Source organism: Pseudomonas sp. LBUM1678 (genome assembly GCF_059695575.1).
This window is the reverse complement of record NZ_CP166775.1, coordinates 4,465,153-4,487,436: the sequence shown is the minus strand read 5'-3', so window position 1 is coordinate 4,487,436 and position 22,284 is coordinate 4,465,153. Positions and strand designations below refer to the sequence as shown.

Below are 22,284 nucleotides of genomic sequence, written 5' to 3'. Positions count from 1 at the left end.
GGGAGTGGGTATGATTCGTCCTCATCTGCCGCTGAATGCATTGCGCGCCTTCGAGGCTTCCGCGCGCCATTTGAGCTTCACTCGGGCGGCGGTGGAGTTGTTCGTTACGCCGGCCGCCGTCAGTCATCAAGTCAAAAGCCTTGAAGCCCAGCTTAACGTGACGCTGTTCAAACGCTTGCCCCGCGGCTTGATGCTGACCAGTGAAGGCGAAACCTTGCTGCCGGTATTGCGCGAGTCCTTCGACCGGATTGCCGAAACCCTTGAGCGATTCGAGGGCGGCCATTTTCGTGAAGTGGTGACCGTGGGTGCCGTGGGGACGTTTGCGGTGGGCTGGCTGTTACCGCGGCTGGCGGACTTCCAGTCGAAACATCCGTACATAGATTTGCGCCTGTCGACCAACAACAACCGGGTGGACGTGGCCGCAGAAGGGCTGGATTACGCCATCCGGTTTGGCGCCGGCGCCTGGCACGGGATTGAAGCTTTAAAGCTGATTGAAGCGCCGTTGTCGGTGCTCTGCGTTCCGGAAATAGCTGGGCAGTTGCAAGAACCTATCGATCTGCTCAAGCAGACGCTGTTGCGTTCCTACCGCACGGATGAATGGCCCGAGTGGTTCCTGGTCGCCGGGTTACCGGCCAATACACCGCCGCCCAAGAGCATCGTCTTCGACTCCTCGCTCGTCATGATGGAGGCCGCGCTACAGGGCGCCGGCATCGCCTTGGCGCCGCCACTGATGTTCGCCCGGCAACTGGCGGCGGGGGCCATCGAGCAACCGTTCGACATCGGCATCACCACCGGCAGCTATTGGCTGACCCGCTTGCAGTCGCGCCCTGAAACGTCGGCGATGACGATGTTCAAGGAGTGGCTGTTGCAAGCGACCGAGATGAGCTGATGAATACCATCGCTCCCACATGGATTTCAGTGTTCCTGGGATTAGCGCACCAGACACGGCCGCTTGTTATCAAACGTCCAACCCGGAATCAGAAACTGCATCGCCACGCTGTCATCCCGCGCGCCCAATCCCATGCCTTTGTACAACTCATGGGCCTTGGCCAGGTGATCCAGATCCAGCTCAACCCCCAGCCCCGGTTTCTTTGGCACCTGCACGCAGCCGTCGACGATTTGCAGCGGAGCCTTGGTCAGGCGCTGACCGTCCTGCCAGATCCAGTGCGTGTCGATGGCGGTGATTTCACCGGGCGCAGCCGCCGCGACATGGGTGAACATCGCCAGGGAAATATCGAAGTGATTGTTGGAGTGCGAGCCCCAGGTCAGGCCCCATTCGTGGCACATTTGCGCCACACGAACCGAGCCCTGCATGGTCCAGAAATGCGGGTCGGCCAACGGGATATCAACCGATTGCAACTGGATCGCATGACCCATTTCCCGCCAGTCAGTGGCGATCATGTTGGTCGCGGTTTTCAGGCCCGTGGCGCGGCGGAACTCAGCCATCACTTCACGGCCCGAATAACCGTTTTCAGCCCCGCACGGGTCCTCGGCGTAAGCGAGCACGTGATGCTGATCGCGGCACAGTCGAATGGCTTCCTTGAGTGACCACGCACCGTTCGGATCGAGCGTGATGCGTGCATCGGGAAAGCGTTCGGCCAGCGCGGTGACGGCTTCGATTTCTTCGTCGCCGCTGAGCACGCCGCCCTTGAGTTTGAAGTCCTTGAAGCCGTAGCGGGCGTGCGCGGCCTCAGCCAGGCGCACCACGGCGTCGGCGGTCATGGCTTTCTCGTGACGCACGCGGAACCAGTCGTTGTCGGCGTCCGGTTCGCTGCGGTAGGCCAGATCGGTTTCGTTGCGATCACCGACATAAAACAGATAACCGAGCATCTTCACTTCGTCGCGCTGCTGGCCTTCGCCAAGCAGTGCCGCGACCGGCACGTCGAGATGCTGGCCGAGCAGGTCGAGGAGGGCGGCTTCCAGACCCGTGACCGCGTGAATGGTGATGCGCAGGTCGAACGTCTGCAAACCGCGACCGCCGGCATCACGCTCGGCGAAAGTCTGGCGCACCTGATTGAGGATCTTCTGATACGTGCCAATCGGGCTGCCGACCACCAGCGAGCGTGCGTCTTCCAGCGTCTGGCGAATACGCTCGCCACCCGGCACTTCGCCGACCCCGGTGTGACCGGCGTTGTCCTTGAGGATCACGATATTGCGGGTGAAAAACGGGCCGTGGGCGCCGCTCAGATTGAGCAGCATGCCGTCGTGACCGGCCACCGGAACCACCTGCATACTGGTGATGATCGGAGCTTTAGCGGTGTCTTGTGGGTTCATTGTCTTGTCCTTCAAAACAGAGGTTCAGGCGTGATTGGGCGCTGGTTTGCCCAGTGCAACGGCAGGTGCGGTTTTCGGTGTATTGCGCGCGGCGAAGACGATGATCGCGGCGATGATTGACGTCGCGGCCAGGCCATACAGCCCGCCCTGGATGGAGCCGGTGTGTTCTTCGAGCAGGCCGAACGTGGTCGGTGCAACGAAGCCGCCAAGGTTGCCCACCGAGTTGATCAGCGCGATCACACCCGCTGCGATTCGCGCATCCAGATAGGCCTGAGGGATTGGCCAGAACAGTGACGAAGCGGACTTGAAACCCAGCGCCGCGAAGCAGATCGCAACGAAGGCAAAGATCGGCCCACCGGTGGTGGACATGAACATCCCTGCCGCCGCGATCAGCAGCGCAGCGGCGACCCAGGCTTGCTGGTTTTTCCACTTGGCCGACAGCGAAGCGAAGGCGTACATGCCGACGATCGACAGCAACCACGGGATCGAGTTGAACAGCCCGACCTGAATGTCGCTGAGGTCGCCCATCTTCTTGATGATGCTCGGCAGCCAGAAGGTCGCGGCATAAATGGTCAGCTGGATGAAGAAGTAGATCAGGCAGAACAGGATGATCTGACGATCCTTGAGCAGCGTACCCAACGATGGCTTGATCGGTGTCGCCGCTTCGCGGGCCAGTTGTTCGTCGTCGATGGCTTTGACCAGCGCATCTTGCTCGGCGCGGGTCAGCCATTTGGCGTCGTGGGGTTTGGAGTCCAGCCAGAACCACACGAACACGCACAGGCCCACGGAGAACATGCCTTCAATGAAGTACATCCATTGCCAGCCGTGCAGGCCGAATCCGCTGATCTGCAACAGCAACCCGGAAAGCGGGCCGGAGATCAGCGAAGCAATCGCCGAACCGCTGAGGAAAATCGCAATCGCCTTGCCGCGCTCAACGCCTGGCAGCCAGCGGGTGAAGTAATAAATCACCCCGGGAAAGAAACCGGCTTCAGCCACGCCCAGCAGGAATCGCAGGATGTAGAAGTGGGTTTCGTTCTGGATGAAGGCCATGCAAGCGGCGACCAGGCCCCAGGTCAGCATGATGCGGGTCAGCCAGATGCGGGCGCCGACTTTTTGCAGAAGCATATTGGAGGGGACTTCGAACAGCGCGTAACCGATGAAGAACAGGCCGGCACCGAGGCCGTAGGCGGCAGCGCCGATGCCCAGGTCCTGCTCCATGTGGGCGCGGACGAAGCCGATGTTCACGCGGTCAATGTAGTTGACGATGAACATGATGACGAACAGCGGCAGGACATGGCGTTTCACTTTCGAGATGGCGGACTTCAGGACCGAATCGGCGCCATCGTGCATCCCGGATATGGATGTATTCACTTGGTTTTCTCCCACTGATTATTTTTATGCGGGGTGCGGCTGGGTGTTGCTATGTTGATAGACATCATACAACTAGGTTTTTTTGTTTCGCAAGCACTCATGTCCAGTTAAATGGCGCTTTTTCGCAAGATTTTTATTGGTTTTGCGGTTTCGTTTGCACTTGTAGAAGGCCGGTTACGTCCAGTAGTTAAGTGTTGTCATACAAGTAGGGCGTTGTTTTCTTGGGGATTCCGGCCAAGCGCAGTGCTACGATTCCGTTAGCCCATGCCTCCGGATGATCGCCATGCAAGAAGACCTCGACGCGCCTGCCCGCAAGCGCACCCACAACCTGGCCCATGACCTGGTGGCCAAACTGAGCCAGAGCATCTTGCTCGGGCAAATGTTGCCGGGGGACAAGCTGCCGTCGGAGAACACGATTGTTCAGGAGCACGGGGTCAGTCGCACGGTGGTGCGTGAAGCGATCTCGAAATTGCAGGCTTCAGGCCTGGTGGAAACCCGTCACGGCATCGGCACCTTTGTGCTCGAGCGCGCGCCGGAGCAGGGGCTGCGATTGAATGTCGACACCGCGCTGGGTGTGCGCAGCATTCTGGAGTTGCGCATGGGCCTGGAAACCCAGGCCGCCGCGCTGGCGGCGAGCCGTCGCACCGATCATCAGTTGATGCAGATGCGCCAGGCACTCGATGACTATCAAAGCCTGCTCGCCAACAACGACAGCTGCGTTGAGGCCGACAAGCGCTTCCACCTGCTGATCGCCGAAGCCACCGGCAACGTGTGCTTCACCGAAATCATGCAGCACCTGGGCAGCGCCATGATTCCGCGGACCCGGGTCAACGCCGCCGAGCGTGGCGCGGCGGATTTGAGCAAGCTCGGGCAACTGGCCAACCTCGAACACGAGGCGATTCTCAACGCAATCAAACGCCAAGACCCGGACGCCGCACGCGCCGCCATGTGGCTGCACCTGACGAACAGCCGTGACCGGTTTTCGGCCGGCGCCTGACGACCGTTTGTCTAGTCGATAGCACGCCATTCGAGCGCTCGATTCCAACGAGTACGGCCCAGATTTGCTGGACCTCATCAGTGAGGTGCGTCATGGCTAACGACTCAATGTTCCAGGGTGGAACACCCAATACCGACCCGACCAGACCCATGCCCGGCACCGACGAGCCGACGCTGGATCAAGATGCTCCGCCCGGCAGGGACCCTTCGCTGGACCCGGCTGCCGCCGACGCTGATCGACCTGAAGACTGGAAGGATCCGGCCGCAGACGAAGACGTTCCGCCAGCAGATGAGCCAACCCCTTTATCCGATGACAGGAGATAAAAAGAACCCGGCCAATGTGCCGGGTTTTTTATTGAACCGTCAGCGATGGCCGGGCAGGCTGGTCGCGATGACCGCGGGACGCCGCTCCAGATTCAACGCCAGCACACTGATCAGCACCACAACCGCGCCGATCCCGACCATCAACGTCGGCTGTTCACCCAAGGCAAAAGCCGCAATGGCCATGGCGGTCGGTGGAATCAGGTACAGCGTCATCGTCGCCCGACTCAAATCTATGTGAGCCAGCACAAACGCCCAGGCCAGGTAGGCGAGGGCGCTGGGAAACACGCCCAATGCCAACACTGCCCATTGCACAGGCATCGGTGCACTGACGACCTTGCCGGCCAACCCCGGCAGATAAATCAGCAGCAGTGCGGTGCCCGACCAGACCGTGTAACAGACCAGCGTCAAGCCGTCGTAGCGCCCGGAGTGATGCTTCTGAAGTGCGAAGTAAAACCTCCACGACACCGCCGCCAGCAAGATCAGCAAACCGTGCGCATCCATGCTGCCCAGTCCGCGATCACCGGCCACCACAATCACCACGCCGATCAACCCCAATAAAACACAACCCCAGCGCCAGACGCTGACCCGGTCCTTGAACACGAACCGCGCCAGCAAGGTGCTGAACAACGGCGTCGATTGCGCCAGCACACTGGACGCTCCGGCGCTGACACTTTGCTGGCCGATATTCAGAGCGACGTGGTGCAGGCTCACGGCAAAGAAACCGAGGACGAACAGCAGCGGCAGATCGCGAAGCGTCGGCAAGCTGATGCCTTTGAACGCGGCGACGATTGCCATGAACACCGATGCGATCAGAAAGCGCAGCAGCGCCAAGTGACCGGGGTCATAGGCCTGCAATCCAATGTGAATGCCGGTCGGCGAGTATCCCCAGCAGGCGACGACAAACGCCATGGCCAGGAGAATTTTTAGAGTGTGCGTGGAGGGCTTCATGTTCGATCACCGGTGGGTTGATGCACCGAGTATCGGAAGCCTGATCATTCGCCACAACTGACTTATACTGCGTCAACTATTCACTTTAGGTGATGTATGGAATTGGCGCAGATTCGCATGTTCAAAACCATTGCCGACGTCGGCAGCATCGCCCGGGCGGCGGAGCTGTTGCATTGCGTGCCATCGAACATCACGGCACGCATCAAGTCGCTGGAAGCCGAGTTGGGTGTGGCGCTGTTTCTACGCGAGGGCCGAGGTCTGCGCATCAGCCCGGCGGGGCAGACTTTTCTGTCTTACGCCTCGAAGATTCTCGCGCTGACCGTTGAAGCCAAACGCGCGGTGGACCCTTCGGCCGAACCGTCCGGGCCGCTGCGTATTGGCGCCATCGAGTCCTCGGCCACCGGTCGTCTGCCGCGTCTGCTGGCCAAGTTTCACAAGCGTTATCCCGGCGTCGCGTTGGAGCTGACCACCGGCACCTGGAGCCAACTGCTCGATGACACCCTCAATCATCGGCTCGACGGCGCAATCGTCGCGGTGGATGTCGAGCGCTCGCAACTCAAGCGCACGCCGATGTACCGCGAAGAGCTGCTGCTGATTGCCTCGACATCCCTGGGGCCTGTGCGTGATATCACCGATTTGCAGAACAAGACCGCGTTCATGTGGCCGCAAGGCTGTCCTTATCGGGCGGCGCTGGAGCATTGGTTGTTGCGGCAAGGGCAGGCGCTGCCGATTGTCAGCCTGGCGAGTTATGGGGCGATTGTCGGGTGCGTCAGTGCCGGGGCCGGAGTCGCGCTGGTGCCCAAGGGAGTGTTCGATCAGTACGCCAAAGGGGCAGGGTGCGCAGGGTTTGAATTTCCTGAGCTGACGGCCATCGACAACCTTTTTTACTGGCATGAAAACGCCGGAGTTCACCCGGCGCGGGAAGCGTTTGTGGCGATGTTGGGTGAGGAGTTCGCTTAGCCGATTACCTGTGGGAGCGAGCGCGCTCGCGAAAACCGTTCAACACTGATTGATGCTGTTGGCTGAAAGTCCGTCATCGCGAGCAGGCTCGCTTCCACAGAGTTCCTGGTTATTGCGTCACGCCCACATCCCGCATTAACAACCCGAACCGCAAGTGTTCACCACCACATAGAAACGTTTGCCTTGGGCCTGCGCCTCGCGAATGCCGAGCGCGAGGTTGGCGTGATCAAATTCGTTGTTGCGCACCCGCAGGCTGTAACGCGGCTGGCCGGCGTAGACCGCATCGGCACCGTAGGCGAAGGCGTAGCGCATGTTTTTCAACGTGCCGGCGGGAGCGAGCAGTTCTGGAGCAAGGAGTGTCATGGCAGTGTCGATCGCAAAAGCCCGGGAGGGTAGCCGGCTTGTCCGCGGGGTTCATTGATCTGGATCTATGCTTGATGAATAAACGGATGGCACTCGCGCGAACCGTGGCGGACTAAGCATCAGGAAGGCTCTTCAATAAAAGAGCATGGCCCCTGCGCGCTGACATGGATCGAACATGAACGAAGAGACGGTACACAACAAATCGCTGGTGATCTTGCTCGGGGTGGTCACTGTCGCCTTCATCTGGATTTTGCTGCCGTTCTATGGCGCGGTGTTCTGGGCGGTGATCCTCGGGATTCTGTTCGCGCCGCTGCAACGCCGGATTCAACTGAAGTTCGGCTGGCAGCGCAACCTGACGTCGCTGCTTACCCTGAGCATCTGCTTGGTGATTGCGATCCTGCCGGTGATCATCCTCAGCATTTTGTTGGTTCAAGAAGGGGCTTCGGTCTACAAGAGTATCGAAAGCGGCGAACTGGACATCGCCGGGTATGTGACGCATTTCAAGCAGAGCTTGCCGACGTACTTCCAGCATTTGCTTGACCGGGCAGGGATCGGCGAGCTGGACGGGCTGCGGGAGAAAATCATCAAGAGTGCGGTGACGGGCAATGAATTTGTCGCCACTCAAGTCTTCAGTTTCGGTCAGGGCACGTTCGATTTTGTGGTGGGCTTTTTCATCATGCTCTACCTGCTGTTCTTTTTTCTGCGAGACGGTGCCGAACTGGCCCGTAAAGTTCGCTCCGCCATACCGCTGCAGGAACACCAGAAACGCCGCTTGCAGCTCAAGTTCAACCGCGTGGTTCGGGCAACCGTAAAGGGCAACCTGCTGGTGGCGATCACACAGGGCACATTGGGCGGTTTGATTTTCTGGTTTCTGGACATCCCGAGCGCGTTGCTCTGGGCGGTATTGATGGCGTTTCTATCGCTGTTGCCGGCGGTGGGGGCGGGGATTGTCTGGGCACCGGTGGCTGCGTTCTTCCTGTTCAGCGGGGCTATCTGGCAGGGTGTGGTGCTGGGGTTGTTCGGGGTGTTTGTGATCGGGCTGGTGGATAACGTGCTGCGACCGATCCTGGTGGGCAAGGATACGAAGATGCCGGATTACCTGATCCTCATCTCGACACTGGGCGGCCTGGCGATTTTCGGCCTGAACGGCTTTGTCATCGGGCCGCTGATCGCGGCGCTGTTCATGTCGAGCTGGGCCATCTTCCTCGAAACCAAGCCAAGGATTCAGCTGCCTTAGGCGCTGAGCTGACCCTGGCCGATCCGTTGTGACAGTGCCTTGGCGGCCGGCAGTGAAGTGAGCGGTCCGCTGATTGGTTCGCCGTCCTGCACCAGATACCAGCAGGCGAGCAATCCGATCTCTCTGAGCGGTGCGGGAACGGCGCTGCCGATTACAGACATGATTTGAACCTGGGACATAAGTACCTCCATCGATCTATGGAGCTACCTTACGGACCTGCCACTCGAACGGACAATCAACGCTTTCGATAGTCGTCATTGACGCCAGTGAGTGTTGGGCTCAGTCGACCACCAGATCAAGCATATGAACCACTTCCTGCTCGTTGAGCAGGCCTTTGCGCACCAGGTTTTCTGCCAGCAGCGAAAGAAACTTGGCGCTGCGATGGCCTTCCAGGTGCTTGAGTTCAGTCAAAGCGTTGTACACCTTGCTGGAAGTGCACAAGCCGACAATGCGGTGCGGATTTTGTGTGGGCATGAGGTCGTCCTTGTTTTTATCAACCTGTTGTTTACGGACCGGTCCAAGCTTGCGGACTTGGCGTGACATAAATATGACCGTTTTTCCCGATACGGGGAAAGGGCGGTCGAGTCAATCTTGCCAACTTGAGCCACCCACACTGTCCCGACAGCGACCTTGACGCGATTTTTCCAGACCTTCGCCGACGAACGGTCACAAAAAAGCCCCGCTGATAAGGCGGGGCCTGTTGAGTCTGTTACCAGCGACCATAACCGTGGGGAGGGCCGTAGTAACCGCGCGGTGGACCGTAATAACCACGTGGCGGGCCGTAGTAAACCGGTGGGGGCGCGTAGTAGACCGGTTGCTGCACGTAGACCGGTGCAGGCTGGTAATAAACCGGTGGCGGCTGCTGTATGTAAACCGGCTGTGGCTGGGCGTAAACCGGTTGCTGTACGTAGACAGGCCGGTTGCTGTTGATGATGGCCGAGCCGACGATTGCCGAACCAACGATCGCGCCAAATACCGCTGGACCCTGCCAACCGTGACCGCCGCCAGCTTCTGCCTGCCCTGTGATGGCAAGTGCGCCAAGCAGCAAGGCAACTGTGGGGATTTTACGGATCATGATAATTCCTCGGTTCTTCGACCCGGCGCTTGCGTCTGCAATAGACCCAAGGATTGTCGCGGGGATACATCTAAGACAGCGGTTTTTTGAAAATCAGCACAGCCGTTGGGTAAATTTTGTGTAAGGTCTGTACCGACTTCCTGACGGTTGCGCGATGCCTCGCGCAGACACGTCGTTATGATCGAACAGACCTGATGGAATGGCTAATCCCGTCCATCTGAAAGTGCTATTGAAGGAGAAGTTTCATGCAGATGAACCCCAACAGAGACACCCAGCTATGTATGTCGCTTTCCGGGCGTCCCGGCAATTTCGGCCTGCGGTTTCACAATCATCTGTATGAACAACTGGGCCTGAATTTCTACTACAAGGCCTTCAGCAGTCAGGATCTGCCGGGCGCTGTTGGCGGCATTCGCGCACTGGGCATTCGTGGCTGTGGCGTGTCGATGCCGTTCAAGGAAGCCTGTATCGCACTGGTGGATGAGCTGGACGCGTCCGCGGCGGCCATTCAGTCGATCAATACCATCGTCAACACCGACGGCCACCTCAAGGCTTACAACACCGATTACATCGCCATTGCGCAGCTGCTTGAAACCCATCAGGTGCCGAAGGAATCGACCTTTGCCCTGCGCGGCAGCGGCGGCATGGCCAAAGCCGTGGCCAGCGCCTTGCGCGATGGCGGCTATAAAAATGGCCTGATCGTGGCCCGTAACGAGCGCGCCGGGCGTGCGTTAGCTGAGTCGCTGGGTTATCAGTGGTCAGCAGAACTGGGCACTCAGCGCCCACAGATGTTGATCAACGTTACGCCGATCGGCATGAGCGGCGGGCCGGAGGCCGATCAACTGGCGTTCGATGCTGAAACCATTGCTGCTGCCGAGACGGTCTTCGATGTGGTGGCGATTCCCTCGGAAACACCGCTGATCGTGCGCGGTCGTGCCGAGGGCAAGCGGGTGATTACCGGGCTGGAAGTGATTGCGATCCAGGCACTGGAGCAGTTTGTCCTGTACACCGGAGTACGGCCGACGGATGAGCAGTTCAAGAAAGCGGTGGAGTTTGCCCGGGGCTGATCCTGAGGTTCTTGGTTGGCTGTACCGGCCCCATCGCGAGCAGGCTCACTCCCACAGTTAATCGGCGTCGTACACAAAATGTGTGACCGACAGAGACCCTGTGGGAGTGAGCCTGCTCGCGATGGGCGCAACTCGGTCCCCAGGCAAGCCCAATCAGTTGCCGCACATTTCCCTGCCTATACTCCCCGCCAGCAAACAAAGACTTGCCGCCCCAACAAACAAACCGTGCCCGAGGTTCCCATGCATCCCCCCATCCTCAACCTGAATCAGGTCGAACTTGAACCGTTGCCCGAAGCCCTGGCGCCCACCGGTGAAACCGCCGGCCGCTATCAGCAGAGAATGGCCCGCGTCGGTCAGCAGCTGGGTGCACAAAAGCTCGGTTATCGGTTGTATGTACTCGAACCAGGCATGCGTGGCAGTCCGTTTCACAGTCATCGGGTCAACGAGGAAATGTTTTACGTCGTGGCCGGGGAAGGGGAGGTTCGTCTCGGTGCCGAGCGTTTTCCGATCCGCGCCGGTGACGTGATCGCCTGCCCGCCGGGCGGTCCTGAAGCCGCGCACCAGATCATCAACAACAGCAATGGCGAACTGCGCTACCTGGCGGTCAGCACCCAGCAATCGCCGGAGATTTGCGAGTACCCGGATTCTGGTAAATACGCGGTGATGGACGACTTCAAGGTCGACGCCGAAGGCAATGCCTCAGGCTTCGTCGCCATCGCCCGGCCGGGCGACGGGGTTGATTACTGGGATGGCGAATAACCTGCGCTTATCTTGTAGCAGCTGCCGAGCCTGCGAGGCTGCGTCCGGCTGCGCAGCAGTCGTAAACCCTGCATGCACGGTACACCTGAACACCGCATTGCCTGTATTCACGACTGCTGCGCAGCCGGACGCAGCCTCGCAGGCTCGACAGCTGCTACAGGGATCGCGCTGGTTATTCGAGGCGGGCCAGGCGTTCTTCCAGCGCGGCAATCCGCGCCTCAAGTTCTTCGATCCGCTCAACCGACACGCCGCTGCCGGCGCCACGTTCGGCCGGGTTTTGCCGGGCTGCGAGGATGACTTCGATATCCGCCGGATCACCCAGCGCATGCATATAGCGGTCTTCGCGCTGCCCGGCCTGACGTGGAATCAACAACGCCAGACCGCGAGCAATCAGCCGCTCCAGTTGATGCACCACCTGTTCGGCGTCTTCAAAATCATGCATGCGGCCGCTGCGGGTCAGCAGTTCATTGACCGTCTGTGGCCCCCGCAGAAATAACAATCCCGCCAGAATCACCTGGGCCGGCACCAGTTCCAGCGCCTTGTCGACCTTATGCTCCCAGCGATCGGCACGGCTGCCCATCACCAGTTTGGTGAAGCCGCGACCTTCAAGGGCGCGCAGGCTCTGGCCGACCTGACCCTGGGTGAGGTTCATCACCGGTTCGCGACTGGTTTTCTGGTTGCAGGCAATCACCAGCGCATTAAGGGTCAGCGGATACGTTTCCGGGCTGGTGGCCTGCTTCTCGATCAACGAGCCCAGAATGCGGATTTCCGTGCTGTTGAGCCGCGGCTCGTCGAAGGTCGTCTCTTGCTCAGTGCTCATCGCGCTTTTCCCTTTGCTGTGAAAGCATGCAGTCGAAGCCGCCTAGCCTAATCCTTGCTGGATAAAAGACAAGCCGCAGGTGGGGCGGGCATGGCTATAATCGGCCCACGTTTTCCTCCTGTCACCACACGAGACTGTCATGACCATTTCCCTGTATGCCGCTTCCGTTCCGGTTTTCAAACAAATGCTCGGCGCCCTGAGCGACGTTCTGAACAAGGCCGAAGCCCACGCCACTGCCAAGAACATTGACCCGAACGCTTTCCTGCAAGCTCGCCTGTACCCGGACATGTTCCCGTTGGTGCGTCAGGTGCAGATCGCCGTTGATTTCGCCAAAGGCGTGTCCTCTCGCCTGGCCGAGATCGAAGTGCCGAAATATGACGACACCGAAACCACCTTCGCTGAACTGCAAGCACTGATCGCCAAGGTCCTGGCTTACATCGGCGAGATCAAACCTGAGCAGATCGACGGCAAGGAAGGCATCGAGATCGTTACCCGTCCAGGCACGCCGAAAGAGAAACGCTTCAGTGGCCAGGCTTATCTGCTGAGCTACGGTCTGCCGCAGTTCTTCTTCCACGTCACCACCGCGTACGCATTGCTGCGTCACAACGGTGTGGAAGTGGGCAAGCGCGACTACATGGGCGCTTTCTAAACCGCTCAGGTACAAAAAAGCCCCCGCAGCCTGAGGTTGCGGGGGCTTTTTCATGGGTACGCATTGTTCATCTGCACCGCAGATCCTGTAGGAGTGAGCCTGCTCGCGATGAGGGAGGTACATTCAACATTGATGTTGGCTGAAAGTCCGCCATCGCGAGCAGGCTCGCTCCCACAGGGATTTGGGTTAGGTCAACCGTTCTGCTTTTGCTTCTTCACCGAGGCAAGCCGCGGCGGTGAACAGCACGTCGGTGGACGAGTTCAGCGCAGTCTCCGCAGAATCCTGCAACACACCAATAATGAAACCGACCGCCACCACCTGCATGGCGATTTCACTCGGAATACCAAACAAACTGCACGCCAGCGGAATCAGCAACAACGAACCGCCCGCCACGCCCGAAGCGCCACACGCGCAGATCGCCGCCACCACGCTGAGCAGAATGGCCGTCGGGATATCCACGGCGATACCCAGGGTATGCACGGCTGCCAGGGTCAGCACGGTAATGGTGATCGCCGCGCCGGCCATGTTGATGGTGGCGCCGAGCGGAATCGATACCGAGTAAGTGTCCTCATGCAGGCCCAGGCGCTTGCTCAATTCCAGATTGACCGGAATGTTCGCCGCCGAGCTGCGGGTAAAGAACGCGGTGATGCCGCTTTCCCGCAGGCAGGTCAGCACCAGCGGGTACGGGTTACGACGCAGTTTCCAGAACACGATCAGCGGGTTCATCACCAGCGCCACGAACAGCATGCAGCCCAGCAGCACGGCCAGCAGATGCATGTAACCGAGCAACGCCCCGAAGCCGGACGTGGCGAGGGTCGACGCGACGAGGCCGAAGATCCCCAGCGGCGCGAAACGAATCACCAGGCGCACGATCAGGGTCACGCCATTGGACAGGTCGCCGAGTACCTCGCGAGTCGTGTCACCGGCATGGCGAATCGCAACGCCCATGCCAATCGCCCACGCCAGAATGCCGATGAAGTTGGCGTTCATCAGCGCGCTGACCGGGTTGTCGACCACGCTGAGCAGCAGACTTTGCAACACTTCGCCGATACCGCCCGGCGCGGTGACCGCGACGTCCTGTGTGGCCAATACCAGGCTGGAGGGAAACAACGTACTGGCAACCACGGCCACGACGGCGGCGGCAAACGTGCCCAGCAGGTACAAAAACAGAATCGGCCGGATGTGGGTTTCCTGGCCGTGCTTATGGTTGGCGATCGAGGCCATGACCAGCACGAACACCAGGATCGGCGCGACGGCTTTCAGCGCCGAAACGAAGACCTTGCCGATGAACGCCGTGGACTTCGCCACGTCCGGCGCGAACAGCGCCAGGGCAATCCCGGCGATCAGGCCAATGACGATTTGCGAGACCAGGCTCAAGCGTTTCAAGCGTTGCAATAGCGAAGGGGATGAAGCAGTCATAAAACGGCATCTCTGATTATTAGGTGCGGGGGTGTCGCGACATCAGTGCCAAGGAGTGGCCGATGAACAGGTGTACGTATCGCAGGGCGCGGACTTTATCACAGCGTGGTCTTCATCCTTCAGACCTGTGACGATCTGCCGCCCGCGTGTTCAACGAGATCGGCAGGTTCGTGCAACCCTGATCGGAAACACTCTGTTAAGATTGCGCATCCTCATTTTCAAGTCATGCCAGTGGGCCTTCGGGCTATCGCTGGTGTCGTCGTTTTTCTGGAGTTCTGCATGTTGTTGCCCATCCTTCTGTTGTCGGCCGCCGGTTTTACCGTGCTGACCACGGAGTTCATCATCGTCGGTCTGTTGCCGGCGATCGCCCGAGACCTGGACGTCAGCATTCCCCAGGCGGGTCTGCTGGTGACCTTGTTCGCCTTCACCGTTGCGGCGTTCGGGCCATTCCTGACTGCGTACTTCGCCAGGTTCGAGCGGCGCAAGCTGTTCATCTCGGTGCTGATCATGTTCGGTCTGGCCAACACCCTCGCCGCGTTTGCGCCGAACATTTGGGTGATGTCCATCGCCCGGCTGATCCCCGCGCTGGGGTTGCCGGTGTTCTGGGCGCTGGCCAGTGAAACCGCGGTGGACATCGTCGGGCCGGACTACGCCGGGCGCGCCATTGCCAAGATCGGTTTCGGTATCGTCTGCGCCACAGTGTTTGGTATTCCGGTGGGCACATTGATTTCCGACGCGTTCGGCTGGCGCAGTGCCTTTGGGATTCTGGCGGTGATCGCGTTTGCCAAGGCGTTGCTGCTGTTTATCTACCTGCCGAAAACCAATCTGCATCAGCATCAGGTGAGCTTCCGCTCACAGTTCAAGATCCTGCGCAGCCCGTTGATGCTGGGCCATGTGTTGCTGTCGGTCCTGGTGTTCAGCGGCATGTTCACCGCTTACACCTACCTCGCAGACATCCTTGAACGCCTTGCCGGTTTCAACGGCACGGTGGTCGGATGGTGCCTGATGGGCTTTGGCGCGGTCGGTTTGATCGGCAACTCATTGGGCGGTCGCGCGGTGGACCGTCATCCGCTGATCGCCTCGATGATGTTCTGCGCATTCATGATCGCCGGCATGGTGGCGCTGGTGCCGAACATTCATTCGCCGCTCGGTCTGGCGGCGGCGATGGGGATTTGGGGCGTGACCCAGGCCGCGTTGTTCCTGGTCAGCCATGTGCGATTGATGAAGGCCGCGCCCGAGGCTCCAGCCTTTGCCGCGTCGCTGAACATTGCCGGGGCCAACCTCGGCATCGGTCTGGGCGCAATGGTCGGCGGACGCGTGATCGACAGCGTTGGCCTGGGCGGGCTGGGTTTTGCGGCGGCGGTTTTTATCCTGGCTTCGATTCTCCTGGCCATGGCGCTGATGACCATGAAACCGCGCGAAGTCTGCGCCTGACCTTTCACAGCTCGGTGAACAGCTCGCGTCGGGCACCTTCGGTAATCGCCACAATGCCGGGGTGCTTGACCTTGCGCTCCACCGAAATGGCGTAGAACGACTCGGTCACCGCGTCGGTCTGGCCAATCAACTCCACGCCGTATTGGCGTTTCACTTCGTCGGCAATCACGCTCGGGCCGATGAAAATCCCGCTGCCTGATTGACCGAAAGCCTGCATCAAGGCGCTGTCGTCGAATTCGCCGACGATGCGCGGCTGGATCTGCTGCTCGGCAAACCAGCGCTGCAAACGACTGCGCACCACAGTTTCCGGCCCGGGAATCAATAGCGGTGCGCCGTGCAGGCTGCGGGGGAAATCCTGGCCGTACTGCGCTGCCAGTTCAGCGGTGGCGAAGAAGCTGATCCCGCATTCACCGAGTTTCTGGCTGTAACCCTTGATGTCCAGATGCGATGGCATCGGGCTGTCGGAAATCACCAGGTCCAGGCGCTGGATCGCCAGGTCGGCGAGCAAACGTTCGAGTTTGTCTTCGCGACAGGTGATGCGCAGCGGCTCGCTCAATTCCATGGTCGGCGCGATCAGGCGATAGACGATGGATTTGGGCACCACATCGGCGACGCCCACCCGAAACAGGATCTGCTGTTCGTTGGGTTGCGCCCGCAGCATCAACTCCAGTTCGCCACCCAGCTGAAACATTTGCTCGGCGTAGGGCAGGGTCTGACGCCCGGCCTCCGTCAGCTCAAGTTGCCGGCCGACCCTTCGGAACAGCTCAATGCCGTAAGTCTGCTCGAGCAAGGAAATCTGCCCGCTGATGGTCTGGGGCGTCAGGTTCAGCTGCTCGCAGGCACGCACAATGCTGCCGGTCTTGGCCACCACCCAGAAGTAATGCAATTGCCGATAGTTGAGCATGACGACCTACAGTTCGTAAAAACCGAAGTATAACCGCTAAAAATACGAATTTTCCTGAAGTGTTTGCCTCCCTAGAATGCCTCGCTATCAACGGGCCATCGTTTCCGCCCGTTTTGTTCTATCGAGGAAAGCATCATGAAGCTTAAAACCACGGCGCTGCTGATTACGTCTTTACTGGTATTGGCCGGTTGCGACCAAGCCGAGAAAAGTGCTCAGCAATTGATGGGCAAGGCCGCCGAAACCGCCAAACAGGCGATCGACGACACCCACAAAGCCGCCGAACAGGCGATCAGTGATGCCACCGGCGGACTGATCAGCAAGAAAGAACCATCGGGCGAAGACAAGCAGAAAACCGAATCTTCGTCCCAGGAAATCTAAACCGTTCAACGAGTCAGGACTGACCCATGGAATACCTTTTAGAACTTGCTGCAAGCCCCACCGCCTGGGTCGCCCTGGCCACCTTGATCGTCATGGAAATCGTGCTCGGCATCGATAACCTGATCTTCATCTCGATCCTGACCAACAAACTGCCAGAGCAGCATCGGCAGAAAGCACGCCGCATCGGTATCGGCATGGCACTGATTCTGCGCTTGGGCCTACTGAGCACCATCGCTTTCATCGTCCAGTTGACGGAGCCTGTGATCGATATTCTCGGCCATGCGTTCTCCTGGAAAGACATGATCCTGATCGCCGGTGGCCTGTTCCTGTTGTGGAAGGCGACCTCCGAGATCCATCACAGCATGGACCCGGCACCGGATGATCCGAAGTCGGCGACCTCGACTGTGACCCTGGGCTTTGCTGCTGCGATTGGTCAGATTCTGATGCTGGACATGGTGTTTTCCATCGACAGCATCATTACCGCTGTGGGCATGACCGAGCATTTGCCGATCATGATCATCGCTGTGGTGGTGTCGGTACTGGTGATGTTGCTGGCGGCTGATCCTCTGGCCAAATTCATCAACGAAAACCCGACGGTGGTGATGCTGGCGCTGGGCTTCCTGATCATGATCGGCATGACGCTGATCGCTGAAGGTTTCGGTGCCCACGTGCCTAAGGGCTACGTCTACGCCGCCATGGCCTTCTCGGCGACCATCGAGGGCTTGAACATGATGTCGCGTCGGGCCAAGCAGAAGAAAATAGCGGCTGAAGCCTAACCCGCGATAAACGAAACGGCCGCCTGCGCTCGAAAGAGCCCAGGCGGCCGTTTTTGTTGGCGAATCCGAAAGGATCAGTGCGCGGTCGCGTGGTGTACCGGTGGTTTATCGGTCTTCGCCAAAGGCGCCGATTGAACAGGGTGGTGATGGTGCCGACGGGTAATCCGCAAAACGCCCCACAACATGGCGGCGGCCACGGCCAGCCAGCCGGAAATCAACATCACTATTGTCATTGTCAGGCTCATCAGTGCCTCCTCTTTGCCCTGCCTCGGGCACACACTCTCTGCAAATGACAGTCTAGTCGCTGCTGTGTTTCAGGCTATTGACCAAAGGTCGCCTGTCATCAACCAGTTCGCTCTATCGAAGGCACTCGACTGCGGTTTAAGGCTATACCGCCGCCGCTTGGCGCCCTATGATCGACGACCAAGCCGGGAGCGTGTTGCCTGGCGTCTGAACAAGAGAGTGATGAACGTGCGGGTATTTTCTCGAATTCGAACGGCGGCGCTGATTGTTGGCTGCGTTGCAGGATTGGCAGGCTGCGCGGGAAGTGTGGCGCCGGAGATCAAGCGTCTGCCGGAACGTGTCGAACTCAGTGGCACGTTCTACCGAGGCCAAGACCATCAGAGCGGACCTCAGGTGCTGGCCAGCATGCTGTCGCAGCAGGGCATTGTGATCACACCCGGCTTGCTCGAAAAACCCCTGCACTTGCCGGGTGCCGAGGCCCAGTTGCAGCAGAACATGCAAAACCTGGCGCGTGAGTACGGGATGGTAGTGTATCCGCTCGACAGCAATTTGCCGGCACTGTTGACCCAGGTCGCGGCCGGTTATCCGGTGATGGTGCGCTTCACTGAAGGCTCGGCGCTCTGGGCTGAACCGCGTTACGCCATTCTCGCCGGTTACAACCGCCAGAAGCAGACGGTGTTGCTGCGTGCCGGGATGAATCGCCGGAATTTGATGAGCTTCAGTTCGTTTGAGTCATCTTTCAAGGACGCCGGAGGTTGGGCCGTCCTCATCCAGAAACCCAATCAGATCCCTGCCAACGTGGATCAGCAGCGCTGGCTCAAAGCAGCGAGCGATCTAGGCCAGGCCGGCCAGGAACAGGCCGCTGCCCGTGCGAAAAAGGCGCTGACCGCGCAATAAGTTTCCGTTCGTCATGTGCCCGGCACCGTCGGGCGTGCCTGGCCTCTAAAGGACAAGGCCCGGTTTCTCCGGACCAGATTCCAGGAGGCGCCCCATGGCACATTCCAATACCCCCGACGGCCCGCATTCGTCTGAGCATTCCTCGGGCGACGAGTTGGGTTTCGACCCCGATTCGCCGGACCTCGCCGACCCTCAGGTCGATCCCATCGGACCCGCCAAGGCGCCCAGGGATGTAAAGCCGGGCGACAATCCCAAGGCTCCGGCGAAGCCTTACGACCCACTCGCTGATCTGAAACCCTAACCCTTGGTGAGGTGCGTATGTCTACTGATTCGAGTTTCAATGACAAACGTCCGGACAGTGTTCCCACTACGCCCGAGAAGGGCATTGATCCGGTGCTGGATCCGAACGATCCGCTGAGAGATCCTTTGGCGCGTCCGATGGTGGTCCCGACGGAGCTTCCCCATGGCATGAAAGATCCAAGCGCCGGGGATGGCATTCCGGATGATGATCAGATGCCGTTGCCCAACGATTAACGCCAGACGAAAAAAAGCCCCGAATGTTCGGGGCTTTGTTTTTTCTGTCGCTGACTTATTTTGAAGCTTCAACCACACCGCTCTGACGGTGCTTCAGGTTTTTGTCCGATTTGTACTGCAAGGCTACCGACGGCACGTCTGCGCCTTTGCCGGTTTCCACCCAACTGCGGATGCGGGCGGCATCGGCAAAATGCGTGTACTTGCCGAAGGCGTCGAGGATCACCAGCGCCACCTGGCGATTACCCATGCTGGTCACCAACACCAGGCAGTGACCGGCTTCATTGGTGAACCCGGTCTTGGTCAGCTTGATGTCCCAGTTTGGCTTGCGGACCAAATGGTCGGTGTTACGGAAACCCAGGCTGTAGTTGGGTTTGCGGAACGTGACGGTTTTTTCCTTGGTGGTACTCAACTCGGTCAATAACGGGTACTTGTGCGCGGCGATCAGCAATTTGCTCAGGTCGCGGGCGGTAGAGACGTTACGAGGGGAGAGGCCCGTCGGCTCGACGAAATGGGTGCTGGTCATGCCCAACGCCTTGGCCTTGGCGTTCATCGCGGCAATGAATGCGACGTAGCCACCCGGATAGTGATGGGCCAGGCTTGCGGCAGCGCGGTTTTCCGAGGACATCAGGGCGATCAGCAGCATTTCCCTGCGCGGCAATTCGCTTTTGAGTTTGACCCGGGAGAACACGCCTTTCATTTCTGGCGTGTCGCTGATGTTGATATTGATGTACTCGTCCATGTTCTGTCGGGCTTCAACCACAATCAGGCCGGTCATCAATTTGCTGACGGAAGCGATAGGGACAACCACATCAGGGTTACTGGCATAAATGACTTTGTTGGTCTGCATATCCAGCAGCAAAGAACTGCCGGAAGCGAGCTTGAGTTGTTTCGTGTCTCGGGGGGCCGCGGTGGTCTCCGCGGCGCTGGCGATTGGCGTGATGAACGTCCCTGTAAATGCAAATAATAGGCTCAGGATGGAAAGAGGGATTTTCACGCTGGCAGACTCATAAGGTGTTGATAAGCCGTTATGTAACGGGCTATTTCGTAAAACCGCGACATTCTGGAGTATGGCTGAATAACTGTCGATGGTTGTTCAAGGAGGAGGCGAAAGTTCGTGGAAACATGAAAAAAAAGTCATTTTCCGGCGGATGGTCGACCTTTTGCCGCGAACAAAAAAAACCCCGCTGTTGGCGGGGTTCTTTTGTTCATCGCTTACTTCGAAGCGAGCCCTCAGCTGTGCAGTGTTTCCGCCGCGTACAGCGTGTTTTCCAGCAGGCAAGCGCGGGTCATCGGGCCGACACCGCCCGGTACCGGAGTGATCCAGCCGGCGCGGGGCAGGGCGGTTTCGTAGATCACGTCACCGACCAGTTTGCCGTCTTCCTGGCGATTGATGCCGACGTCGATCACGATCGCGCCTTCCTTGATCCACTCACCTTTGACCAGGCCCGGCTTGCCGGCGGCGACGACGACCAGATCGGCACGGCCGACATGGCCGGCCAGATCCTTGGTGAAGCGGTGGGTGACGGTCACGGTGCAACCGGCCAGCAGCAATTCCATCGCCATCGGACGACCAACAATGTTGGAGGCTCCGACGACCACGGCGTCCATCCCGTAAAGGTCAGCACCGGTGCTTTCCAGCAGGGTCATGATGCCTTTAGGGGTGCACGGGCGCAGCAGCGGAATGCGTTGGGCCAGGCGACCGACGTTATAGGGGTGGAAACCGTCGACGTCTTTATCCGGACGAATGCGTTCCAGCAATTTGGAAGCATCCAGGTGTTCAGGTAAAGGAAGCTGAAGCAGAACGCCATCAATTGCCGGGTCGTCGTTCAGGCGATCGATCAGGTCGGTCAGTGCTTCTTGAGTGGTTTCGGAAGGCAGGTCGTAGGCTTGGGAAATAAAGCCGACCTCTTCACAGTCTTTACGCTTGTGCGAGACATAAACCTGAGAGGCGGGATCGCTGCCGACCAGGATCACCGCGAGGCCCGGTGTGCGCAGGCCTTGCTCGCGACGCTCGGTGACTCGTTTGGCGATCTGCTGGCGCAGGCTGGCGGCGATCGATTTGCCGTCGATTAGTTGTGCAGTCATTGCGCGTGATTAACCATCGAGAGGGGAAAAAAAGAGAACGCATTCTCGCATGTCATGAGGTGAGGGCAAAGGCGCTTGGTCTGCAAATTCCGCTAAGCCCTTTAATTAAATGAATTTTTTATAAAAAGGATTTGACGGCCTTCGGGGCGCTCTATACTATTCGTCGCACTTGTCGGGCACAGCCTAGCACTGGATGAGAAGGTCAAGCGGAATTACGGTTCTGCGAGGCTGGAAAGCTCTTAGTTTGTAGTCCTCCAAGAGTACAGATTAATAAGGCGCCCGTAGCTCAGCTGGATAGAGCATCCGCCTTCTAAGCGGATGGTCGCAGGTTCGAGTCCTGCCGGGTGCGCCATTAGGCAGCTTTGGCACAAGTAGCGCAATATGGTGGGCGTAGCTCAGTTGGTAGAGCACGGGATTGTGACTCCCGTTGTCGAGGGTTCGATCCCCTTCGTCCACCCCATATTTTGAAAGGCGCCAGATTAACAGTCTGGCGCCTTTGCTTTAACAGCTTCAAACGCGGATGTGGTGGAATTGGTAGACACACTGGATTTAGGTTCCAGCGCCGCAAGGTGTAAGAGTTCGAGTCTCTTCATCCGCACCAAATAAAGCTTCACGCAAGCCGGCTGGCTTGGTTGGGGCGCAGCAAGGGAGTTGTTTGGCTTCTTTGCAAGGCAATATGGTGGGCGTAGCTCAGTTGGTAGAGCACGGGATTGTGACTCCCGTTGTCGAGGGTTCGATCCCCTTCGTCCACCCCATATTTCGAGAGGCGCCAGA

At 59.0% G+C, this 22,284-nt stretch carries 25 protein-coding genes, 4 tRNA genes and 2 pseudogenes; 18 read left to right on the top strand and 13 right to left on the bottom strand.

The window, feature by feature from the left end; all coding sequences use genetic code 11:
• The first annotated feature begins 10 nt into the window (after window positions 1-10).
• A complete protein-coding gene (locus ACA070_RS20465; RefSeq protein ID WP_497448094.1) occupies window positions 11-889 on the top strand; it encodes a LysR family transcriptional regulator in 879 nt (292 codons plus the stop codon).
• Between the two features lie 41 nt (window positions 890-930).
• On the opposite strand, the gene gudD is transcribed toward ACA070_RS20465, so the two are convergent.
• Complete coding sequence (gene gudD / locus ACA070_RS20460) at window positions 931-2,274, bottom strand: glucarate dehydratase (RefSeq protein WP_497448093.1); 1,344 nt, start codon at window positions 2,272-2,274, stop codon at window positions 931-933.
• 24 nt (window positions 2,275-2,298) lie between these two features.
• Window positions 2,299-3,645: an MFS transporter gene (locus ACA070_RS20455; protein ID WP_497448092.1), complete on the bottom strand. Its 1,347-nt coding sequence runs from the start codon at window positions 3,643-3,645 to the stop codon at window positions 2,299-2,301.
• A gap of 283 nt (window positions 3,646-3,928) precedes the next feature.
• On the opposite strand from ACA070_RS20455, the gene ACA070_RS20450 reads away from it, so the two are divergent.
• A complete protein-coding gene (locus ACA070_RS20450; protein ID WP_497448091.1) occupies window positions 3,929-4,642 on the top strand; it encodes a FadR/GntR family transcriptional regulator in 714 nt (237 codons plus the stop codon).
• 92 nt (window positions 4,643-4,734) lie between these two features.
• Window positions 4,735-4,965 carry a hypothetical protein gene (locus tag ACA070_RS20445; protein WP_497448090.1) on the top strand — a complete coding sequence of 77 codons (231 nt, stop codon included), beginning with the start codon at window positions 4,735-4,737 and terminating at the stop codon, window positions 4,963-4,965.
• Window positions 4,966-5,004: 39 nt separating this feature from the next.
• Here ACA070_RS20445 and ACA070_RS20440 read toward each other — a convergent pair whose 3' ends face one another.
• Window positions 5,005-5,913, bottom strand: coding sequence for a DMT family transporter (locus ACA070_RS20440; RefSeq protein WP_497448089.1), 909 nt, complete (start codon window positions 5,911-5,913; stop codon window positions 5,005-5,007).
• Window positions 5,914-6,009: 96 nt separating this feature from the next.
• On the opposite strand from ACA070_RS20440, the gene ACA070_RS20435 reads away from it, so the two are divergent.
• Window positions 6,010-6,873, top strand: coding sequence for a LysR substrate-binding domain-containing protein (locus ACA070_RS20435; RefSeq protein ID WP_497448088.1), 864 nt, complete (start codon window positions 6,010-6,012; stop codon window positions 6,871-6,873).
• A 156-nt stretch (window positions 6,874-7,029) separates the two neighbouring features.
• Here ACA070_RS20435 and ACA070_RS20430 read toward each other — a convergent pair.
• A pseudogene (locus ACA070_RS20430) lies at window positions 7,030-7,236 on the bottom strand (U32 family peptidase); the annotation flags it as partial.
• A 175-nt stretch (window positions 7,237-7,411) separates the two neighbouring features.
• On the opposite strand from ACA070_RS20430, the gene ACA070_RS20425 reads away from it, so the two are divergent.
• A complete protein-coding gene (locus tag ACA070_RS20425; RefSeq protein ID WP_497448087.1) occupies window positions 7,412-8,473 on the top strand; it encodes an AI-2E family transporter in 1,062 nt (353 codons plus the stop codon).
• Here ACA070_RS20425 and ACA070_RS20420 read toward each other — a convergent pair.
• From ACA070_RS20420 to ACA070_RS20410, 3 genes are all read right to left on the bottom strand, one after another.
• Window positions 8,470-8,652, bottom strand: a complete 183-nt coding sequence (locus ACA070_RS20420) for a hypothetical protein (RefSeq protein ID WP_497448086.1) — start codon at window positions 8,650-8,652, stop codon at window positions 8,470-8,472. The genes ACA070_RS20425 and ACA070_RS20420 overlap by 4 nt on opposite strands.
• 100 nt (window positions 8,653-8,752) lie before the next feature.
• Entirely contained in the window at window positions 8,753-8,947 is a 195-nt protein-coding gene (locus ACA070_RS20415; RefSeq protein WP_003179723.1) for a hypothetical protein, read from the bottom strand.
• Between the two features lie 235 nt (window positions 8,948-9,182).
• Entirely contained in the window at window positions 9,183-9,548 is a 366-nt protein-coding gene (locus ACA070_RS20410) for a hypothetical protein (RefSeq protein WP_094468152.1), read from the bottom strand.
• Window positions 9,549-9,793: 245 nt separating this feature from the next.
• Here ACA070_RS20410 and ACA070_RS20405 point away from each other — a divergent pair, with 245 nt between their 5' ends.
• Window positions 9,794-10,612, top strand: coding sequence for a shikimate 5-dehydrogenase (locus tag ACA070_RS20405; RefSeq protein WP_497448085.1), 819 nt, complete (start codon window positions 9,794-9,796; stop codon window positions 10,610-10,612).
• Window positions 10,613-10,852: 240 nt separating this feature from the next.
• Window positions 10,853-11,371, top strand: a complete 519-nt coding sequence (locus tag ACA070_RS20400) for a cupin domain-containing protein (protein ID WP_461975030.1) — start codon at window positions 10,853-10,855, stop codon at window positions 11,369-11,371.
• A 172-nt stretch (window positions 11,372-11,543) separates the two neighbouring features.
• On the opposite strand, the gene ACA070_RS20395 is transcribed toward ACA070_RS20400, so the two are convergent.
• Complete coding sequence (locus tag ACA070_RS20395) at window positions 11,544-12,191, bottom strand: YceH family protein (protein WP_438662099.1); 648 nt, start codon at window positions 12,189-12,191, stop codon at window positions 11,544-11,546.
• A 139-nt stretch (window positions 12,192-12,330) separates the two neighbouring features.
• On the opposite strand from ACA070_RS20395, the gene ACA070_RS20390 reads away from it, so the two are divergent.
• Entirely contained in the window at window positions 12,331-12,840 is a 510-nt protein-coding gene (locus ACA070_RS20390) for a DUF1993 domain-containing protein (RefSeq protein ID WP_497448084.1), read from the top strand.
• Between the two features lie 186 nt (window positions 12,841-13,026).
• On the opposite strand, the gene sstT is transcribed toward ACA070_RS20390, so the two are convergent.
• A complete protein-coding gene (gene sstT / locus ACA070_RS20385; protein WP_497448083.1) occupies window positions 13,027-14,259 on the bottom strand; it encodes a serine/threonine transporter SstT in 1,233 nt (410 codons plus the stop codon).
• Between the two features lie 279 nt (window positions 14,260-14,538).
• Between sstT and ACA070_RS20380 the strand changes: the two genes are divergently transcribed.
• Window positions 14,539-15,693, top strand: coding sequence for an MFS transporter (locus ACA070_RS20380; RefSeq protein ID WP_497448082.1), 1,155 nt, complete (start codon window positions 14,539-14,541; stop codon window positions 15,691-15,693).
• A 4-nt stretch (window positions 15,694-15,697) separates the two neighbouring features.
• Here the strand turns inward: ACA070_RS20380 and nhaR are convergent, their stop codons facing one another.
• Window positions 15,698-16,597: a transcriptional activator NhaR gene (gene nhaR, locus ACA070_RS20375; protein ID WP_010458685.1), complete on the bottom strand. Its 900-nt coding sequence runs from the start codon at window positions 16,595-16,597 to the stop codon at window positions 15,698-15,700.
• A gap of 135 nt (window positions 16,598-16,732) precedes the next feature.
• Between nhaR and ACA070_RS20370 the strand changes: the two genes are divergently transcribed.
• Both ACA070_RS20370 and ACA070_RS20365 read left to right on the top strand, forming a co-directional pair.
• Window positions 16,733-16,975 (top strand): hypothetical protein, encoded by a 243-nt coding sequence (locus ACA070_RS20370; protein ID WP_462027877.1) that lies wholly within the window; start codon window positions 16,733-16,735, stop codon window positions 16,973-16,975.
• A gap of 26 nt (window positions 16,976-17,001) precedes the next feature.
• Window positions 17,002-17,751 carry a TerC family protein gene (locus tag ACA070_RS20365; RefSeq protein ID WP_497448081.1) on the top strand — a complete coding sequence of 250 codons (750 nt, stop codon included), beginning with the start codon at window positions 17,002-17,004 and terminating at the stop codon, window positions 17,749-17,751.
• 74 nt (window positions 17,752-17,825) lie between these two features.
• Here the strand turns inward: ACA070_RS20365 and ACA070_RS20360 are convergent, their stop codons facing one another.
• On the bottom strand, window positions 17,826-17,996 hold the full coding sequence (locus ACA070_RS20360) for a hypothetical protein (protein ID WP_178082292.1): 171 nt from the start codon (window positions 17,994-17,996) through the stop codon (window positions 17,826-17,828).
• 167 nt (window positions 17,997-18,163) lie between these two features.
• On the opposite strand from ACA070_RS20360, the pseudogene ACA070_RS20355 reads away from it, so the two are divergent.
• The 3 genes and pseudogenes from ACA070_RS20355 (at window position 18,164) to ACA070_RS20345 (ending at window position 19,425) form a co-directional block, all read left to right on the top strand.
• A pseudogene (locus tag ACA070_RS20355) lies at window positions 18,164-18,891 on the top strand (cysteine peptidase family C39 domain-containing protein).
• Window positions 18,892-18,985: 94 nt separating this feature from the next.
• Window positions 18,986-19,192 (top strand): DUF6021 family protein, encoded by a 207-nt coding sequence (locus ACA070_RS20350; protein WP_010458694.1) that lies wholly within the window; start codon window positions 18,986-18,988, stop codon window positions 19,190-19,192.
• Window positions 19,193-19,209: 17 nt separating this feature from the next.
• Window positions 19,210-19,425 carry a hypothetical protein gene (locus ACA070_RS20345; protein ID WP_497448080.1) on the top strand — a complete coding sequence of 72 codons (216 nt, stop codon included), beginning with the start codon at window positions 19,210-19,212 and terminating at the stop codon, window positions 19,423-19,425.
• A 55-nt stretch (window positions 19,426-19,480) separates the two neighbouring features.
• Here ACA070_RS20345 and pbpG read toward each other — a convergent pair whose 3' ends face one another.
• A complete protein-coding gene (gene pbpG / locus ACA070_RS20340) occupies window positions 19,481-20,419 on the bottom strand; it encodes a D-alanyl-D-alanine endopeptidase (protein WP_497448079.1) in 939 nt (312 codons plus the stop codon).
• 236 nt (window positions 20,420-20,655) lie between these two features.
• Window positions 20,656-21,510, bottom strand: coding sequence for a bifunctional methylenetetrahydrofolate dehydrogenase/methenyltetrahydrofolate cyclohydrolase FolD (gene folD / locus ACA070_RS20335; RefSeq protein WP_403104728.1), 855 nt, complete (start codon window positions 21,508-21,510; stop codon window positions 20,656-20,658).
• A 275-nt stretch (window positions 21,511-21,785) separates the two neighbouring features.
• Here folD and ACA070_RS20330 point away from each other — a divergent pair.
• The 4 genes from ACA070_RS20330 to ACA070_RS20315 all read left to right on the top strand — a co-directional run bounded on the left by ACA070_RS20330 (window position 21,786) and on the right by ACA070_RS20315 (window position 22,265).
• A tRNA-Arg gene (locus ACA070_RS20330) sits at window positions 21,786-21,862 on the top strand.
• Window positions 21,863-21,894: 32 nt separating this feature from the next.
• Window positions 21,895-21,970: transfer RNA gene (locus tag ACA070_RS20325), tRNA-His, on the top strand.
• A gap of 56 nt (window positions 21,971-22,026) precedes the next feature.
• Window positions 22,027-22,111: transfer RNA gene (locus ACA070_RS20320), tRNA-Leu, on the top strand.
• A gap of 78 nt (window positions 22,112-22,189) precedes the next feature.
• A tRNA-His gene (locus ACA070_RS20315) sits at window positions 22,190-22,265 on the top strand.
• The last annotated feature ends 19 nt before the right edge of the window (window positions 22,266-22,284 follow it).

What these genes read in the sequence shown, in the direction of transcription:
- ACA070_RS20380 (WP_497448082.1), top strand. Translation starts at nt 14,539, where the DNA reads ATGTTGTTGCCCATCCTTCTGTTGTCGGCCGCCGGTTTTACCGTGCTG.
- nhaR (WP_010458685.1), bottom strand. Translation starts at nt 16,597, where the DNA reads ATGCTCAACTATCGGCAATTGCATTACTTCTGGGTGGTGGCCAAGACC.
- folD (WP_403104728.1), bottom strand. Translation starts at nt 21,510, where the DNA reads ATGACTGCACAACTAATCGACGGCAAATCGATCGCCGCCAGCCTGCGC.
- sstT (WP_497448083.1), bottom strand. Translation starts at nt 14,259, where the DNA reads ATGACTGCTTCATCCCCTTCGCTATTGCAACGCTTGAAACGCTTGAGC.
- ACA070_RS20435 (WP_497448088.1), top strand. Translation starts at nt 6,010, where the DNA reads ATGGAATTGGCGCAGATTCGCATGTTCAAAACCATTGCCGACGTCGGC.
- ACA070_RS20350 (WP_010458694.1), top strand. Translation starts at nt 18,986, where the DNA reads ATGGCACATTCCAATACCCCCGACGGCCCGCATTCGTCTGAGCATTCC.
- ACA070_RS20415 (WP_003179723.1), bottom strand. Translation starts at nt 8,947, where the DNA reads ATGCCCACACAAAATCCGCACCGCATTGTCGGCTTGTGCACTTCCAGC.
- ACA070_RS20365 (WP_497448081.1), top strand. Translation starts at nt 17,002, where the DNA reads ATGGAATACCTTTTAGAACTTGCTGCAAGCCCCACCGCCTGGGTCGCC.
- ACA070_RS20440 (WP_497448089.1), bottom strand. Translation starts at nt 5,913, where the DNA reads ATGAAGCCCTCCACGCACACTCTAAAAATTCTCCTGGCCATGGCGTTT.
- ACA070_RS20445 (WP_497448090.1), top strand. Translation starts at nt 4,735, where the DNA reads ATGGCTAACGACTCAATGTTCCAGGGTGGAACACCCAATACCGACCCG.
- ACA070_RS20400 (WP_461975030.1), top strand. Translation starts at nt 10,853, where the DNA reads ATGCATCCCCCCATCCTCAACCTGAATCAGGTCGAACTTGAACCGTTG.
- ACA070_RS20395 (WP_438662099.1), bottom strand. Translation starts at nt 12,191, where the DNA reads ATGAGCACTGAGCAAGAGACGACCTTCGACGAGCCGCGGCTCAACAGC.
- ACA070_RS20390 (WP_497448084.1), top strand. Translation starts at nt 12,331, where the DNA reads ATGACCATTTCCCTGTATGCCGCTTCCGTTCCGGTTTTCAAACAAATG.
- ACA070_RS20425 (WP_497448087.1), top strand. Translation starts at nt 7,412, where the DNA reads ATGAACGAAGAGACGGTACACAACAAATCGCTGGTGATCTTGCTCGGG.
- ACA070_RS20370 (WP_462027877.1), top strand. Translation starts at nt 16,733, where the DNA reads ATGAAGCTTAAAACCACGGCGCTGCTGATTACGTCTTTACTGGTATTG.
- ACA070_RS20410 (WP_094468152.1), bottom strand. Translation starts at nt 9,548, where the DNA reads ATGATCCGTAAAATCCCCACAGTTGCCTTGCTGCTTGGCGCACTTGCC.
- ACA070_RS20450 (WP_497448091.1), top strand. Translation starts at nt 3,929, where the DNA reads ATGCAAGAAGACCTCGACGCGCCTGCCCGCAAGCGCACCCACAACCTG.
- ACA070_RS20420 (WP_497448086.1), bottom strand. Translation starts at nt 8,652, where the DNA reads ATGTCCCAGGTTCAAATCATGTCTGTAATCGGCAGCGCCGTTCCCGCA.
- gudD (WP_497448093.1), bottom strand. Translation starts at nt 2,274, where the DNA reads ATGAACCCACAAGACACCGCTAAAGCTCCGATCATCACCAGTATGCAG.
- ACA070_RS20405 (WP_497448085.1), top strand. Translation starts at nt 9,794, where the DNA reads ATGCAGATGAACCCCAACAGAGACACCCAGCTATGTATGTCGCTTTCC.
- ACA070_RS20465 (WP_497448094.1), top strand. Translation starts at nt 11, where the DNA reads ATGATTCGTCCTCATCTGCCGCTGAATGCATTGCGCGCCTTCGAGGCT.
- ACA070_RS20345 (WP_497448080.1), top strand. Translation starts at nt 19,210, where the DNA reads ATGTCTACTGATTCGAGTTTCAATGACAAACGTCCGGACAGTGTTCCC.
- ACA070_RS20360 (WP_178082292.1), bottom strand. Translation starts at nt 17,996, where the DNA reads ATGAGCCTGACAATGACAATAGTGATGTTGATTTCCGGCTGGCTGGCC.